Genomic DNA, 16,394 nt, shown 5'->3' with positions numbered 1-16,394 from the left:
ATTATTCGTCCTTTTTTCTGTATGCATTGTTCTGTTTTCAAAACAGTATGTTTGTTTTTTTGGACATGTTATATTTAAATACTCTCACAATCATACTCTATTACTATTTTTTTATCATGAAAAACTTCTATTTTCTTTATAAATTTACAAAGAGTTACTCTATCTAAATTTTTAAATTGCAATAAATCATTTATATGATCTTTCCATCCCCTCATATCTTTTTTTAATTCTTCTTGTATTTCTCTTTTATTTTCATATAATAATTTTTGCTGTTGTTGTATCTCATAAATCTTTTCTTTGTAAATATATTCATCTACTAGATGATCTATGAGAAGATTTAATAATCTTTTTTTTTGATTTTCAAGTTTTTTAATAGACTCTTGTATTTTATCTATTTTATTATTATCATTTTCTTTTTTTATCTCTTCCATAATTTCACAAATTATATCTTCTTGTTTTTGTATATAATTGCTAATTATCTCTTTTAAAGATTTAGTAACTATTTCTTTTAATTCTTTTTCATTTATATAAGCTCCTTGACAATATTTTTTTCCCATTTTATTTACTTTTCCACACAAATAAGCTTCCTTATCTTTTTTATAATGCATAACACTTTCGCATTCTCCACAAACCAATAGATTAGAAAAAAGATGTATTCCTTGAGAACCCTTTTTCTTCCCATTTTCCTTTAGTTTTTTTTGTACTTCTTCGAAGGTTACTCGGTCAATAATTCCTTTATGAGTATTTTGTATTTTTATAATATCCTTTTGATTATATATAGAACTTATTTTTTCTTTGTTTTGAACTAAATCTCCTACATAAAAAGGATTAGATAAAATATTTCGAATCGTACTTTGATGCCATAAAAAACTACTATTTTTCTTTTTAGCTACTTGACTAGGTGTAGGGTAAGCTTTGTCATTTAGTTCTTTTGCAATTTTATAAATTCCGTTTCCTTCTACATACATAGAAAATATCTTTTTTACTACATAAGTAGATATATCTTCTGATGGAGTCATTTGATCTTTATTTTTCATATATCCATAAGGTGGATGACTTCCGTTATAGTACCCTTTTTTGGCTCTACATAATTTTCCAAATCGAATACGCTCTCCTATTTTTTCAGATTCTTTTTGTGCCATTGATAAAAGCAGAGTAAACATAAATTCATCATATTCTTCTGAATCAAACCCATCTTCAATAGTTATAAATCTTATATTTCTAGATTTTAAATCTCGAATCATCATCAGTCCTTCTAAGGTATTTCTAGCAAATCTTGATATAGATTTTGTAAGGACAACATCAAATTCTTCTTTTTTGCTATCCTCTATCAAATTTTTTAATCCTTCTCTATTTTTTATACTTTTACCACTTTCAATGTCTTCATAAATTTTATGAATTTTCCAATCTCGTTGTTCAGTATATCTTTCAAAAAAAATTTTCTGATGTGCAATACTGCTCTTTTGTGTATCCATATCTGTAGAAACTCTTACATATACAGCACACCTCAATTTTATTCCTCCTATTTATTTTTTAATTTCAAAACAATGAATTCTTTCACTACATCTCTTAAACTATTCTTGCCTGTACATCTTGCAATAACTTTATTTTCTTTTTTCACAAAATCCTCTCCTTTCATCACTCCACTAGTATCCTATAGGGTGAACTTATATAGACTACGCTGTATTATATAATATGTATGAAAAAACGAAGTGGTGCATATCGCATAAATTCTAAAATATCTAAGAATAAGAATTATTATTTTATTATGAAAAATTAAATTTAAAAAAGATATAATTACTTGATTCCTATATTTTATTGAAAATATTAAATAAATGAGTTATCATGTACATTAATTCGTATTTGAAGATTTAAATTTTTCACATTATTTTTATATTTAAATTTATATTACAACACATCAACTAATTTTAGTGTATTTATGCCAAAAGGAGTGATCTTATGAGTACTATTAAAATTATCAATGGAAAAATCCCTGACTTTAATCAAAGAAAATTTGTTCAAAAAGATATTTTTATTCAAAAAGGAAAAATTGTAGAAATAGGTCAGATTCACAAAGAAGCTAAGAAAGTTATTGATGCACAAAATAAAATTGTTTCACCAGGTTTTATAGATATACATATGCATGAAGAAAACTTAAGGGCAGAAAATTACAACTATGATATTACAAATTACATGTTAAATATGGGTGTTACCACCTGTGCAGGCGGGAATTGTGGATTATCAATGACGCCATTGGTGGACTTTATATCTTTTGTAAAAAAAACAGGTGCGCCTACTAATTACGTTATGTTTACAGGCTATAATACCTTAAGAGAAGAGGCTGGATATAATAATCGGTATACTTCCATCGATTCACAATCCATTGGAAAAATCAAAAAATTAATTGAACGAGATATTCGTGCAGGAGCAGCAGGTATGAGTTTTGGTATTGAATATACTCCTGGTATTTCATTCGAAGAAATAGTGGAAGCATCACAGGCTATTCCAAATGATGATTATCTCTTGAGTGCTCATTATCGATATGATGAAGCAAGATCTAAAGAATCTATTGAAGAAATGATTGAGATTGCAAAATATACAAAAATACCTTTTCAAATTTCCCATTTAGGAAGTGCTGCAGCATTTGGATTCATGGATGATTGTTTAGATACTATTCGAAAAGCACGTAATAATAAAATTGATATCATGGCAGATTCTTATCCTTATGAGGCATTTTGTACACATATTGGTTCAGCTGTATTCGACGAAGGCTGTTTGGATCGTTGGCATAAAGATTATAATGACTTGCTTTTGACGCAACATCCTTATAAAAATCAACGTTGTACCTTAGAGATATTTCAAGATGCTAGAAAAAATTATCCAAATATATTAACCGTTGCATTTACTATGAATAAAGAGGAAGTTATTCAAGCTTTAAAAGAACCTTTCATCATCATAGCCTCTGATGGAATTTATACAAACGGACAAGGTCATCCAAGAGGGGCAGGAACATTTCCACGAGTACTTGGTCATTTTGTTAGAGAAAAAAATGCTATGGAATTGATCGATGCTTTAGAAAAAATGACAAAACTGCCTGCACAAAGATTAAAATTATTTCACAAAGGAGAAATCAAAGAGGGTATGGATGCAGATATTACTATTTTTGATCATCAAACAATTATAGATACAGCTTCTTTTGACCGCCCCATTTTAAAGGCACAAGGTATTGATTATGTTTTAATTAATGGAAAAATATCTATTGAGAATGGTGTAGTCATAGACCATCGAAATGGAACAATTATCAAAAAATAAAATAATAAGAATTATTAATTTTTTTGCATAAAAATTTATTTTTCGATAATTCCCTCTTTATTTTTATTTTTTATATGCTATTATATTTATTAAAGGCGCCTTTAATGAAGCATCGCAATACCGTACTAAATATTATAGATTATATGAAAACGTTTTTAAAAAATATTTTAAAAATATGGAGGTCATCATTTATGGAAGAAAGTCTGGTTAGAAAACCTAAAATGTGGGAAGCTCTTATTCCTATAGTATTCTTAATACTATCTTTATCTTCTACAATCTTAATTTTTGGTGGAGATCCTCAAATACCACTTTTAGCTACCACTATTGTAGCAGCACTAGTAGGTAAACGTGTAGGTTATAATTGGGAACAAATGGAGCAAGGTATTTTTGATACTATTTTACCAGCTCTTCAAGCAATTTTAATTCAAATGATTATAGGTATTATTATAGGTACTTGGATTATAGCTGGAATCGTCCCTACTATGATTTATTATGGTTTAAAAATTTTATCTCCCGGAATATTCTTACCTGCTACTTGCTTAATTTGTGCTATTGTATCTTTAGCAACTGGAAGTGCATGGACAACTGCAGGAACTGTAGGGATCGCTTTACTTGGAGTTGGTCAAGGTCTTGAAATTAGTACTCCATTAGTAGCAGGTGCTATTATCTCAGGAGCTTATTTCGGAGATAAAATGTCTCCTTTATCTGATTCTACAAATCTAGCTCCAGCTGTAACCGGTACAAATCTTTTTGATCACATTAACCACATGATCAAAACTACAGGTGTAAGCTTTATTTTAGCTATGATTGGATATTCTATTGTAGGTATGAAATATGCTGGAAAAGAACTGGATGTAGAGGGAATCAATAGACTTCTTACAGCTTTAGGCGAACAATTTCAAATTACTCCAATTCTTTTGATTCCTCCTATTTTAGTTATTTTAATGGTTATATTCAAAATGCCAGCCATTCCTGGTCTTTTAGGAGGTAGTATTTTAGGTGGTATATTTGCATACTTCTTCCAAGGAGCAAAAATGGGAAAAATTATAAAAGCTTCTCACTATGGCTATGTATCTGAAACCGGTTTTGAAGCAGTAGACAAGCTGTTAACTCGTGGTGGATTGGATTCTATGATGTGGACGGTTTCACTAATTTTGGTTGCTATGAGTTTTGGTGGAGTTATGGAAAAAATAGGAATACTTGAAGTAATCGGAGAAAAACTTCTTACTTTTGCAACAAGTACTGGTTCTTTAGTACTGACAACTGCTCTTACATGCATATTCTGTAACTTTACTATGTCTGATCAATATCTTGCAATCGTAGTCCCAGGAAGAATGTTTAAGAAAAAATATGAAGAACAAGGTCTGCACCCTAAAAATTTATCTAGAGTGTTAGAAGATACAGGAACACTTACCTCTTCTTTAGTCCCATGGAGTACTTGTGGAGCATTTATGAGTACAACACTTAGCGTTCATCCTTTTGCATATCTTCCATATGCCTTTTTAAACTTAATTAATCCAGTTGTATCTGTCCTTTATGGATATATAGGATTTACAATGGATAAATTAGATGATGAAGATATAGCAACAGTTAAATAATACATATACTACATAACATGAATTACATAAATAAAGAACCAACCTTCAATCCAAAGGTTGGTTCCTTTATGACTATTTTATCTTGATTGTAGAAAAGCTATAAATCTTTTCATAGGAGAATCTTCTCTCTCCATTAGTAAATATGCTACTGGAATTACATATAGTGTAAGAACAGATGAAACTAACATTCCAAATATAATAGAATATGCCATAGGAGCCCATAGAAGTCCTCCTGAAATACCTAGTGGAACTAGGGAAATTACAGTTGTAATCATCCCTATCATAATAGGTCTAATCCTTGTAGCACATGCTTCTACAATTGCATCTGATAGATTTTCATACTCATTTTTTACAATCTTAATATAATCTAATAACACAATTCCATTATTTACTACTACCCCCATCAAACTAATGGCTCCTAAAAGTGACATAAACCCTATAGGATATCCTGTAATTTTAAGTCCCCATATAATACCTATAAAAGATAGTGGAATAGTTCCCATAATAATAAATGGTTCTCTTAAATCTCCAAATTGCATAACTAAAATCAAGTAAATAATAGCTACTGCAATAATAGATGGTATCTTCATAGATGTAAAGGCATCATTTCTCTCTTCACTTTCTCCTCCGACCTCTATACTATATCCTTTAGGAAGCTCATAATTTTCTAATTTTTTTATAACTTCCTTCTCTATAGAATCTGTACTATATCCATCTTGTACAAACATTCCTACAGTAATAGTTCTTTTCGTGTTTCTTCTTATAATTTTGTTTAAAGCAAATTCATTATTTATATTTGCTATATGTTGTATTGGGATATTTTCTCCCGTAATAGTAGATGTAAAAAATAAATCATCTAAAATATCTCTACTATGTTTTTTCTCATCTGAAATTTTCATGATTACTGGTAAATCGTCATCATCAATATGTTCCTGTTTTAATTTTGTAATCTCTATTCCATTAATAGCCATTCTTACAGTTCCTGCAACATCATAGTTGCTAAGACCTACAAGATTTGCTTTTTCTTCATTTACATTAATAGAAAGTTTATATGAATCTAGCCCAAAAGTATCTTGTACATTTTGACTACCTTCTATAGATTCTACTTCATGCTTAATATCTTGTGCAATTTCTTTTAGTGTTTTAATGTCTTCACCTGAAACTCTCACCTGTACTGGAAAATCTACTGGCTTAGCAATTTCAAGTTTCTTTACATTAATTCTTGCACCTGTTATTTGTTCATCTAAAACCTTTTGAATACGTGGCATATCATCTTGTTTTCCATTTACAATAATTTGTGCTTTATCACTAGAAACTTTATTAGGAATAAATGTAATATAATATTTTAAAGGACCTTCTCCCACTTTACTCATAAAAGAGTCTACAGATTTCTCTTCTAAAAGAATTTGCCCTATCTTTTCTACAATCTCTCCAGTCCTTTGTGCTGTACTTCCTTCTTGTACATCTATATCAATAACATATTGATCCCTTTCTACTGGTGGAAACAACTGTACTCCTAGACTAGGAATCAATGTCAAACTTCCTAGCAAAGCACCTATGGCAATAAATATAATAAATTTAGGTTTTTTTAATGCAATAGAAAGACTTTTTTTGTATTGTTTAAGTAAATTTGTAGATACTTTATCAATGGGAATAAACTTTTCAAGATTTCTTTGAAATATATTCTTCTTTCCCTCTCCCTTTACTTTTAAGAATGTATATCCTAAAGCTGGTACCATAGTAAGAGAGGTAATATAAGAACTAAAAAGTGCCACTGACACTAAAATAGGTAAAGTCTTTACAAACTTTCCTGCCACTCCTTCCATCATTGCAAGAGGTAAAAAAGATGCAATACTGGTAAGTGTTGAAGTCAAAATAGCTATTTGTACTTCACTTACTCCTTTTATACAAGATGTCTCTCTGTCAAATCCTTTTTGCATATAAAGATACATACTATCATTAGCTACAATTCCATTTGCAACTAATAAACTTAAAGAAATAATCAAAGATGCTATAGATACTTGATGAAGCTGCATATTTTGAAGCTTCATATATACAAAAACACTCATAATAATTAGTGGAATAGAACTAGATACTACAAGAGCACTTCTAGCTCCCATGGCTAAGAGTACAACTAATACTACTAATCCTATAGCAGATATTAGATTGCTTTCAAATAATGTAATAGCTTCATTTACATATGCTGCTTGATCTGTAAATGTAATAAGCTCCATTCCTTCATAGAGTTCACCTTTAAATTCCTCAATAATTTTGTTTAATCTTTTACTAGTTTTAACCATATTCTTGCCTTCAGAATACTTTACACCTATAGCAATAGTTTTTTCATTATTGTAATTGACAAATATCTCTTTTTTTTCTTCTTTTTGAACAATCTCTGCTATATTCTTAAGATAAATTGGATTTCCTGTTTCAGATACTCCTACTACTGTATTTTTTAAATCCTCTATATTTTCATATTCTCCCGAAGTCTGAACAGGCACTTTGATAGAACCTATCTCTAAATTTCCTCCAGGAATATTTACATTATGAGCTTTAATTAATTTTCCAATAGTACTTGGGGCAATTTTATATTGTTTTAATTTTGCCATATCTACATTGATATGTACTTCTTCATTAATTTCTCCATCTAAATCTACTGCCTTTACATCAGGATCTTCTTCTAATCGGTCCTTTAAGTCTTCTGACATAACTTTTAAATCTTTATAAGTATAATTTTCTCCTGTTAGTACCATCAAAAGACCATATGTCTCTGTAAAATCTGTTTCTACTTCTGGCTCCCATGCTTGTTCTGGTAAATCTTTTTTTACTTGATCTACATCATCCTTTAGCTCATCCCAAACCTCTTTGATTCTTTCATCACTTAAATCTATTAAGCTTACTTTAATTACTCCAACACTATCCATAGCAAAGCTTTCTAGCTGTTTTATTTCAGATATTTCATTAATCTTAGTTTCAAGAGGTTTGATGATTAACTTCTCTACATCTTCAGGGCTAGCTCCTGGATAAATACATTTGACCATAGCATCTGGAGAAATTACATTAGGATTTTCTTGTCTTTCCATGTCTCCATAGATAAACACTCCTGTAATGAAGACAAAAAAACAGATAAGCATTACTATACTTCTATGCTTTACACTCCATTTTACCATTATTTCATCTCCTCTACATGTACTGCTTCATCATTTTTTATTTTTAGTTGTCCTTCTATTACAAGTTTTTCTCCTAACTTTAAACCTTCTTTTATTTCTATCTTATCGTGAAGGATTTCTCCTGGAACTACCTTTCTTTTATATACTTTCTTTGTTTCTTGATCATATACAAACACAGCAGCTCCTTGTGGTGTATTTAAAACTGCATCTACAGGAACTAATACTGCCTTTTTCTTGTCTAGAGGAATACGTACTTTTCCCATCATACCTGGTTTTAATTGATGGTCTTTATTGTCAATCGTAATTTTTACTGGAAAAGTTCTTGTTTTTTCATCTGCTAAAGCTCCTACTTCACTCACTACTCCTTCAAATTCTTTTTCAACTCCATATACATAAACCTTTGCCTTTTGTCCCTTTTGAATTTTATTGATACTTGCATCTGCTACTCCTATTTCTATCTCTACTTGATTAAGATTTCCAAGTACCATAACAGGATATCCTTGTGCTACTGTTTCTCCAACCTCTGAGATTTTTTTAAGTACAATTCCATCGATAGGACTTCTAAGAGTTGTATCTGAAAGATCAGATTGAGCCTTGTCTTTTGCAGCTTTTGCCTGCTCTAATTCTATTTTTGTATAAACTTTGGCATCTAATGCTTCTTGATAAGTATTTTTTGCTGCTATATATTTTGTTTGTATCTCATCTAATTGAGCTGTAGAAATCGCTCCTTCTTCATAAAGATTTTTCATTCTTTCATAATTTTTCTCAATCAAATCTAAAGAAGCCTTTGCTTGTTCAATCTTAGATGGTACTTGACTATCCATTTTCATTCTTGAAGATTCAAGCTTTGCATTAGTCGAACTAAGATTTAATGTATAGTCATAAGCATCTAATGTTATTAAAACTTGATTTTTTTTGACTACAGCTCCTTCTTCTACAAAAATATTAGAAACTACTCCTCCTGGAACCTTATATGCAATTTTTACTGTTTGAGATGGTTTTATATTCCCACTCAAATCAATTTCTTCTGAATAAGATTGTTCATTTACTTCTTCTACTACAACAGGCTTTAAGCTATTTGCTTTTACCTGTTCTTCTTTTTTGCCGCATCCTGTTAAAAGCAATTGAATAGATAATAAAAAAATAAGTAGTGTTGCCATTTTTCGTTTCATACTAGCTCCCCCTTTACAAAATATCATTTTTCATCCATTACTAGTCCATAAAGAATAATATCTATCATATCATTTAAGGCTTCTCTTAACGTAATGTCATTTTTCATTAAGAAATTTCTATCCACTAATGACATAATAGATTGCACAATGATCTGTCTTAAAACAACACTATTGGCTTTTCTTAATTTTCCACTTTTCATTCCCTCCTCAATAAGTCTTTCTTCAGGTTTCCATTCATTGACCCAATGTTGTACCATCCTCCACTGCTTCGGATAGCACTGCTTCATTTCATAAAATTTGCTTATATACGTAAGCTTTGGATCATTAGGAAGAATCCTTGCAATTTCTTTTAATTTCTGAATAGGATCTAAATTTTCATTTCCTAAAATTTCCTCTTGTTTTTCCTCTATTTGTGTGAAAAAATGTTCTATAATTGCTTCCATTAAAGCTTCTTTTGAAATGAAATTTTCATATAATGTTCTTTTACTCACTCCTAATTTCCTAGCTAAATCACTCATTGTAAATTTTATTCCTTTTTCTCCTGTTTCTTCAATAGCTCCTTGAATAATTCTCATCCTCATGCACATCACTTCTTTCATCCGTGTAATCATAAAACTATTTTAGTTTTTTCAGTACCAACATTATTTTAACATCCTCTTTCATGCATGTCAAACAATATTTTCCTAATTTTCTAAGCTTATTTTTTCCATTATATATACAAAAAGATGAAAGAATATCTTTCATCTTTTCAAATATGCACATCATATACTTTCTTCATGCAAGAAACAATCTCTTTTTCACTTTCATAAGAAATAGTATTCCATTTCCATAAGTTTTTGTATAAATAAATTTCTCCTATAATTATACTTTGATATTCTTGAGAAGTTGTTCCTGAGTCTATCAAAAAGGTTTGTTCATTTTTTCTAATCTCCAAAGAAAAATTCAACTCTCTATTTTCCTCTATCTCATCATAGATCGTCGCTACACAAACTATTTTTTTAATTTGTTCATCTATTTGATCCATGGATATTTTTATAATTTTTTGATCTTCATTATAAGATATGCTTTTACAACTACTATAGGGTTGATTGTAAAAGACAATATTATTTTTATCCACTTGATTTTTTTCATTCATCATCCAAAGCATCAGATCTATAGATGTAGAAATTTCACATTTCATTTTTATAAAAATATCAACAGGTTCGCTTATTTTACATAGTTCTACTTTCTGTCCTTTAATAAGATTTTGAATCATATTCATTCCCACCTTCAAAATCAAATTGTAAGTATAAAAAAACAATAAAACCATGGGTTTGTGCATATTCTAAAAGACCATATACAGAAAGGTCTTTATTCTTTTGAAAAAAAATATCCTGAGTATCTACTTTTATAGAATAATCTACTGCATTTACATTATTTATGGGACAAATACAATTTTTATAAGAAGTTGTCCATAGATGCATTAAAAATGTTTTTACTTCTTCTGAACATTTTTTATTCCAATGTATAAAATGCGTGATATATTTTTTAAATTTTTCTCTACTAAGAATCATTTGATTCATTTGTTTTTCTTCATATTGTGATAATTCTAGATAAGTATTTTTCTTCACGGTTTCAAAGAAATTTTCATCATCTTCTATAATATAATCTATATCTCCTGAAACTATATATTTTTTCAATATTTCACTATGCTGATAAGCATGGTAGAAAAAATATCCCAAATCAGTACAAACTCTGCTCATATTTTTAAAAATTTTCCTTGCAGAATCTGTAACTGGCTCAATTCTAAAATATCCATGAAACAATCCTTCAAAATCGTCTGTTACATAATATACTTCTAATACAATATTATGTTTCTTATTTTTAGAGTAGATTTTTAAAATTTTCAATTCATCAATTGAACGAAACACATCTTTGAAATAAAAAATTCGACTTTTTATATTAAAGTCAGGGTCTTTTAAAGTACTAATCAAGCTCTCAATCTCAAAATAAGATTTGATCCATTCTATACATTCTTGTTTATTCATTTTAATCCCCTTATTTATATTGACCTCTATACTCTAAAAGCTTTTGTTTTTGTGTATTTTCAAGTTCTTTTAACTCTTTTTCTATATTTTCTCTTTTAATCTTTCCTTCTTCATAAATTTTCATAGATCCTTCAATCGTTTCAAGTAGCTTTTGATGAGTTTCTTTTAATGTCTCTATACTGATTACTCCTCTTTCACTTTCTTTTGCAATCTCTATAGTATTTACTCTTAATAGCTCTGCATTTTGCTTTAACATATTTTCAGTAGTATCCGAAACCTTTTTTTGAATTTCTAAAGCTGATTTTTGCTTATTTAACGAAATAGCCAAAGCAATTTGATTTTTCCAAATAGGAATTGTAGTTAAGATACTAGCTTGAATCTTACTTGCTAATATTTTATCATTGCTTTGCATAAGTCTTATTTGTGGTAGCGTTTGAATCGAAATTTCTCTACTTAATTTTAAATCATGAATTCTTTTTTCTATTTCACTAAGTAGTTGTGTAAAATCATTATACCTTTGAATATCTAACATATCTTGAGTTTTTTGAGCTTGTTCTTTTAATTGTACCAAAGTATTTTCTCTTAATTCTTTATATTTCAATTCTCCTGCTGCAGTATACAATTCCAATTGGTGAAGATACTCCATATTCTTTTCATATAAAATGTCTAATACATTTACATCTCTTATAAGTTCCTGTCTTGCTGTATCTAATGATACTACAATTCTATCTACAGTTTGAGTAATATTTTCTACTTGAATTTTTGCTTTTTCCATACTATTTTTGAGTTTCCCGAAAAAAGGAATATTACTCATAATTGATTTTTTTTCTTGGAACTTCTCCACATCTATTTGCTTAATAGTTGTTAAAAGAGAGGTTAGATCATTTCCAATATATCCTGTATCTTTTGTTTTGACTCCTTCTAATATACCATCTGCAAATTTCGCAATATTGCCTTGTATTTCCATTCCAAAGCTTCCTATACTATTTGTATCTTCCATTTTTATTTCTTTTTTCAAGTCCTTTACCATTTCTAATTCTCTTTGACTAAATTTGCTTAGGTCCATAGAAATATCTTGTTTTTTTTCTAAAACTACCTCTTGGTTTTCTTGTTTAGGTATTTCGGATACATTATTTTGTTCTACTTGGTTTAATAAATCCTCAAAGCTCATTTTAATCTCCTCCATTTAAAAATCTGATTGAATCAAATCCTGTATTGTTTTTAGATCGATCTTCAAATTTAAATTTTTCTGTTCTTTTATATTTTTAATCGTTTGATAAAGCTTTGTATTCATCTTTTGAATAGTCTTTATAAGTTCTTTCTTCATGATTTTGTCTTCTTCATAATTTGTTAATATATCCTGGATCATAGGAATATATTTAAAAAACAGAAGTTCTTGAACAGAAATCATTTCTTCTTCATTTTCTTTATAAAATTCTATAATAAAAGTATAATAAGATACAAAAGAATACAAACTTATAAAAATTGGTTTATCCTTTACTTGATACAAAATATTTTCTATATTTTCTAATGATTCTTTTGCCTTTTCTATCATATTATCATTAGTATTTGTTTCTTCTATATGATTTTGTTGTTTTTTTCTTTTGAATAGATGAAATATTTCCACCACATCCTTTTTGAAATTGAAAGAATTTTCTACTACATTATATCAAATGATCTAAAACTGGCAAAGGTATATTCCTGTTAATTTATTGAATCCTCTTTCTATGTATTATACAATAGAAGTAATATGATACTTGGGAGTGAGACATTTGCTCAAAAATAAAATCAAAGAAAAATTAAAAGAAAACGGCTATAAACTAACTGATCAACGAAAAGCAATATTAGAAGTTTTAATCCATCATGAACATCAATTTTTAACAGCAGAAGAAATTTATACAAGAGTAAAAAAAGATCTTTCTCAAATAAATTTTTCTACTGTGTATCGAAATCTAGAAATTCTTGAAAAAATAGATATGCTTCATAAGATTAACCTAGAAGATAAACCTTCTCAATATGAGATTATTTTACATCATGATCATCATCATCATGTAATTTGTAAAGATTGTGGAAAAACTCAACCTATTCATTTTTGTCCACTTAAACAAATACTAAACTCCCTAGAAGATGAAGATTTTACATTGACAGAACATAAATTTGAACTTTATGGATATTGCTCTAATTGTACAAAAAAGAAAAAATAATTTAATTTTAACTTATTAACAAAGTCATAAAAATCATCACTAACTTTCAATTTGGAAAATATAAATTATAAGTAGTACGCTTGCATTTTTCTGAATTTTTAAATTTCCGATAGCCTATTGCTATTTTTTTTACGAAGTGCTATCATTTTATTAAGTAGTTATTATGATTTAAGTTTTATCAATTTAATATTTTCGGATGATGATAATGGGAGAGAGATGCAAATGCATCCACCGAAGGGGTTAAGCTTTCAGGTAAAAGGACCGTTATCGGACGAGCCTCTGGAGAGACTCAGTATGAGCACCGAAGGAGCAAGCCATATTTATATGGTGAATCTCTCAGGTAAAAGGACAGAGTATCATGATTTATTTAGTCATGTTCTAGAGGCCAAATCACATAGGATTTGGCTTTTATTTATGATTTATGCATTTTTAATGTATAAATTATAATAAAAGTCTTCCTTTATCGTTTTTAAGTTTAAAACCAAAAGGAGGAAAGATTATGGAAAATATAACCAATGTATTGGAACAAATCGATTCATTTGTATGGGGTCCTCCCCTACTCATTCTTTTAGTAGGCACTGGTATTTATCTCACCCTTCGTTTAGGACTACTACAAGTCTTTAAATTACCCCTTGCTTTAAGATATTTATTTTCAAAAGATGATGATCACACTGGAGAAGGTGATGTATCTAGTTTTGCCGCATTATGTACAGCACTGGCCGCAACTATTGGTACAGGTAATATCGTAGGTGTTGCAACTGCTATTAAAGCAGGAGGTCCTGGTTCATTATTTTGGATGTGGATTGCAGCTTTCTTTGGTATGGCAACAAAATATGCAGAAGGTCTTTTGGCTGTAAAATACAGAGTTGTAGATAAAAATGGTCAAATGTCTGGTGGACCTATGTACTATATCGAAAGAGGTCTTGGCAATAAATTATTAGCTAAAATGTTTGCATTTTTCGGAATTGGAGTAGCATTCTTTGGGATTGGTACCTTCCCACAAGTAAATGCTATTACAAATGCTGCAAAAATTACTTTAAATATGCCAATTATTGTTTCATCTGTGATCCTTACTCTTTTAGTAGCTTTAGTTTCTTTAGGAGGAATCAAAAGCATTGCAAAGGTATCAGAATTAGTTGTTCCATTTATGGCTGTATTTTATATTATCGGTTCTTTAATAATTCTTATTTTAAATATTGACTTAGTTCCTCAAACTATAGGACTTGTTTTAAAAAGTGCTTTTACTCCAACTGCAGCAACTGGAGGATTCTTAGGAGCATCTGTCATGTTTGCAGTCCGAAACGGAATAGCTAGAGGTGTATTTTCTAACGAATCAGGTCTAGGAAGTGCTCCTATTGCATCAGCTGCTGCAAAAACAAAGTCTTGTGTTCGTCAAGGTCTTATTTCTATGACAGGAACATTTTTTGATACTATTGTAGTATGTACAATGACAGGTTTGGTTCTTGTTTTAACAGGTGCTTGGTCTTCTGATATGGAAGGAGCTGCTATGACCAACTTAGCCTTTAGTCAAGCTCTACCAGTATTGGGTCAATATATTGTTACAATTGGACTTATGTTCTTTGCTTTTACTACTATATTAGGTTGGAATTATTATGGAGAAAGATGTACGGAATATTTGTTTGGTGTAAAAGGAATTAAGCCTTTTAAATATATATATATTCTTCTTGTAGCTAGTGGAGCTTTCTTAAAATTAGATATGATTTGGATTTTAGCAGATATTGTAAATGGCTTGATGGCTATTCCAAACTTGATTGGTTTGATTGGATTAAGCGGAGTCATTGTAGCTGAAACAAAAACTTTCTTTGAACTAATGAAAAAGGAGAAAAAGTCTTTTTAACATAGTAAAGTAGCTTAAAGAATGTACATTTGTACATTCTTTTTTTATGGAGTAAAATATAGAATAGAATCTATTTTTTTGGGTATACAAAGGGAAGATGTAAAAAACAACGAAGGAGATGCTTTATGTTTCAAAATAACATTACATTAAAAGACAAAGCTTTATTTGAAAAATATATTTTTAGTTATCCTTATGAAACTTCTGGACTTAGTTTTACAAGCCTTTTTATGTGGCGACAATTAAATGAATTTAAGTATGAAATAATCAACGACTTTTTATGTATAGGAGGAGTTAGCCTACTCAATATGGATAAAAAAGAACCCTTTGTTCTCCCTCCTTTAGCTATCGGCCAATATGATCTGAATAAACTTTCTTTAACGATTGATGAAATAAAAAAAAGATTTGATCAAAAAGGTTTCCCTTTTCAAATCAAATTATTGCCTAAGCACTTAATATCTATATTTGATGAAGCTATGAAAAATAAGCTTAACTTTACGGAAGATCGAGTAAATTTTGATTATGTATATCTTAAAAATGACTTAATAGAATTAAAGGGACGAAAATATCATTCTAAAAAAAATCACTTAAATTATTTTATAAGAAATATCCCTTATAAATATGTTTCATTAACAAAAGATTTAATAAAAGATTGCCTTGATTTTAATAAACGTTTAATTGACTATAAAGATCTAAATTCTTTTTCAAATCATTTAATAGAAGCAGAAGAAATAGCTTTAAAAGAAGCTCTCTTAAATATGGATCATCTTAAATGCAAAGGAGGAGCTATTTTAATTGATCATAAGCTTCAAGCTTTTACTTTAGGAGGCATGCTTTATGATGATACAATTGTTGTTCATATAGAAAAAGCCAATCCTACTATTAAGGGGTTATATCAAGCTATTAATAATGAATTTTGCAAAAATGAATGTATAGATATAAAATATATCAATCGAGAAGAAGATATGGGCCTTGAAAATTTAAGAAAAGCAAAGCTTTCTTATCGTCCTTATAAAATGGTTGAAAAATTTAATGTAACCTTTAAGTAAAGGAGTG

Annotated in this window: 13 protein-coding genes and 2 riboswitches; of the genes, 5 read left to right on the top strand and 8 right to left on the bottom strand. The window is 29.2% G+C overall.

All coding sequences use genetic code 11. The features are described from left to right. Nucleotides 1-74: 74 nt before the first annotated feature. Nucleotides 75-1,511: a recombinase family protein gene (locus tag EK368_RS09950; protein ID WP_129599169.1), complete on the bottom strand. Its 1,437-nt coding sequence runs from the start codon at nucleotides 1,509-1,511 to the stop codon at nucleotides 75-77. 448 nt (nucleotides 1,512-1,959) lie between these two features. On the opposite strand from EK368_RS09950, the gene EK368_RS09945 reads away from it, so the two are divergent. Then, nucleotides 1,960-3,312 (top strand): amidohydrolase family protein, encoded by a 1,353-nt coding sequence (locus EK368_RS09945; RefSeq protein ID WP_129599166.1) that lies wholly within the window; start codon nucleotides 1,960-1,962, stop codon nucleotides 3,310-3,312. A gap of 191 nt (nucleotides 3,313-3,503) precedes the next feature. Continuing rightward, nucleotides 3,504-4,910 carry a Na+/H+ antiporter NhaC gene (gene nhaC / locus EK368_RS09940; RefSeq protein WP_129599163.1) on the top strand — a complete coding sequence of 469 codons (1,407 nt, stop codon included), beginning with the start codon at nucleotides 3,504-3,506 and terminating at the stop codon, nucleotides 4,908-4,910. Between the two features lie 77 nt (nucleotides 4,911-4,987). Here nhaC and EK368_RS09935 read toward each other — a convergent pair whose 3' ends face one another. The 7 genes from EK368_RS09935 to EK368_RS09905 all read right to left on the bottom strand — a co-directional run bounded on the left by EK368_RS09935 (nucleotide 4,988) and on the right by EK368_RS09905 (nucleotide 12,906). Further along, nucleotides 4,988-8,080, bottom strand: coding sequence for an efflux RND transporter permease subunit (locus EK368_RS09935; protein ID WP_129599160.1), 3,093 nt, complete (start codon nucleotides 8,078-8,080; stop codon nucleotides 4,988-4,990). Then, nucleotides 8,080-9,252, bottom strand: coding sequence for an efflux RND transporter periplasmic adaptor subunit (locus EK368_RS09930; RefSeq protein ID WP_165000412.1), 1,173 nt, complete (start codon nucleotides 9,250-9,252; stop codon nucleotides 8,080-8,082). Before EK368_RS09930 ends, EK368_RS09935 begins: the two co-directional genes overlap by 1 nt. Nucleotides 9,253-9,275: 23 nt before the next feature. Then, nucleotides 9,276-9,833, bottom strand: a complete 558-nt coding sequence (locus EK368_RS09925) for a TetR/AcrR family transcriptional regulator (RefSeq protein ID WP_165000411.1) — start codon at nucleotides 9,831-9,833, stop codon at nucleotides 9,276-9,278. A gap of 167 nt (nucleotides 9,834-10,000) precedes the next feature. Continuing rightward, entirely contained in the window at nucleotides 10,001-10,507 is a 507-nt protein-coding gene (locus EK368_RS09920) for a TerD family protein (RefSeq protein WP_165000410.1), read from the bottom strand. Continuing rightward, a complete protein-coding gene (locus EK368_RS09915) occupies nucleotides 10,488-11,279 on the bottom strand; it encodes a hypothetical protein (RefSeq protein WP_129599148.1) in 792 nt (263 codons plus the stop codon). The genes EK368_RS09920 and EK368_RS09915 overlap by 20 nt, the downstream gene beginning before the upstream one ends. Before the next feature lie 10 nt (nucleotides 11,280-11,289). Beyond that, nucleotides 11,290-12,450 (bottom strand): toxic anion resistance protein, encoded by a 1,161-nt coding sequence (locus tag EK368_RS09910; protein ID WP_165000409.1) that lies wholly within the window; start codon nucleotides 12,448-12,450, stop codon nucleotides 11,290-11,292. Nucleotides 12,451-12,465: 15 nt separating this feature from the next. Then, nucleotides 12,466-12,906 (bottom strand): hypothetical protein, encoded by a 441-nt coding sequence (locus EK368_RS09905; protein WP_129599142.1) that lies wholly within the window; start codon nucleotides 12,904-12,906, stop codon nucleotides 12,466-12,468. Between the two features lie 145 nt (nucleotides 12,907-13,051). Here EK368_RS09905 and EK368_RS09900 point away from each other — a divergent pair, with 145 nt between their 5' ends. From EK368_RS09900 to EK368_RS09890, 3 genes are all read left to right on the top strand, one after another. Next, complete coding sequence (locus EK368_RS09900) at nucleotides 13,052-13,483, top strand: Fur family transcriptional regulator (RefSeq protein ID WP_165000408.1); 432 nt, start codon at nucleotides 13,052-13,054, stop codon at nucleotides 13,481-13,483. A gap of 196 nt (nucleotides 13,484-13,679) precedes the next feature. Beyond that, nucleotides 13,680-13,757: riboswitch (glycine riboswitch) on the top strand. Between the two features lie 3 nt (nucleotides 13,758-13,760). Continuing rightward, nucleotides 13,761-13,837: riboswitch (glycine riboswitch) on the top strand. A 145-nt stretch (nucleotides 13,838-13,982) separates the two neighbouring features. Continuing rightward, the gene (locus EK368_RS09895) at nucleotides 13,983-15,341 is read left to right on the top strand and encodes an alanine/glycine:cation symporter family protein (RefSeq protein ID WP_129599136.1); all 1,359 of its coding nucleotides are present in this window, start codon (nucleotides 13,983-13,985) and stop codon (nucleotides 15,339-15,341) included. Nucleotides 15,342-15,466: 125 nt separating this feature from the next. Beyond that, the gene (locus tag EK368_RS09890) at nucleotides 15,467-16,387 is read left to right on the top strand and encodes a DUF2156 domain-containing protein (protein WP_129599133.1); all 921 of its coding nucleotides are present in this window, start codon (nucleotides 15,467-15,469) and stop codon (nucleotides 16,385-16,387) included. Nucleotides 16,388-16,394: the final 7 nt, after the last annotated feature.

This window comes from Anaerophilus nitritigenes, assembly GCF_004138215.1.
Classification (GTDB): Bacteria; Bacillota; Clostridia; order Peptostreptococcales; family Thermotaleaceae; genus Anaerophilus; species Anaerophilus nitritogenes.
This window is presented reverse-complemented; position numbering and strand designations above follow the sequence as displayed.

Coding starts and splice junctions, on each gene's coding strand:
- EK368_RS09945 (WP_129599166.1), top strand. CDS start 1,960: ATGAGTACTATTAAAATTATCAATGGAAAAATCCCTGACTTTAATCAA.
- nhaC (WP_129599163.1), top strand. CDS start 3,504: ATGGAAGAAAGTCTGGTTAGAAAACCTAAAATGTGGGAAGCTCTTATT.
- EK368_RS09935 (WP_129599160.1), bottom strand. CDS start 8,080: ATGGTAAAATGGAGTGTAAAGCATAGAAGTATAGTAATGCTTATCTGT.
- EK368_RS09930 (WP_165000412.1), bottom strand. CDS start 9,252: ATGAAACGAAAAATGGCAACACTACTTATTTTTTTATTATCTATTCAA.
- EK368_RS09925 (WP_165000411.1), bottom strand. CDS start 9,833: ATGAGGATGAGAATTATTCAAGGAGCTATTGAAGAAACAGGAGAAAAA.
- EK368_RS09920 (WP_165000410.1), bottom strand. CDS start 10,507: ATGATTCAAAATCTTATTAAAGGACAGAAAGTAGAACTATGTAAAATA.
- EK368_RS09915 (WP_129599148.1), bottom strand. CDS start 11,279: ATGAATAAACAAGAATGTATAGAATGGATCAAATCTTATTTTGAGATT.
- EK368_RS09910 (WP_165000409.1), bottom strand. CDS start 12,450: ATGAGCTTTGAGGATTTATTAAACCAAGTAGAACAAAATAATGTATCC.
- EK368_RS09895 (WP_129599136.1), top strand. CDS start 13,983: ATGGAAAATATAACCAATGTATTGGAACAAATCGATTCATTTGTATGG.
- EK368_RS09890 (WP_129599133.1), top strand. CDS start 15,467: ATGTTTCAAAATAACATTACATTAAAAGACAAAGCTTTATTTGAAAAA.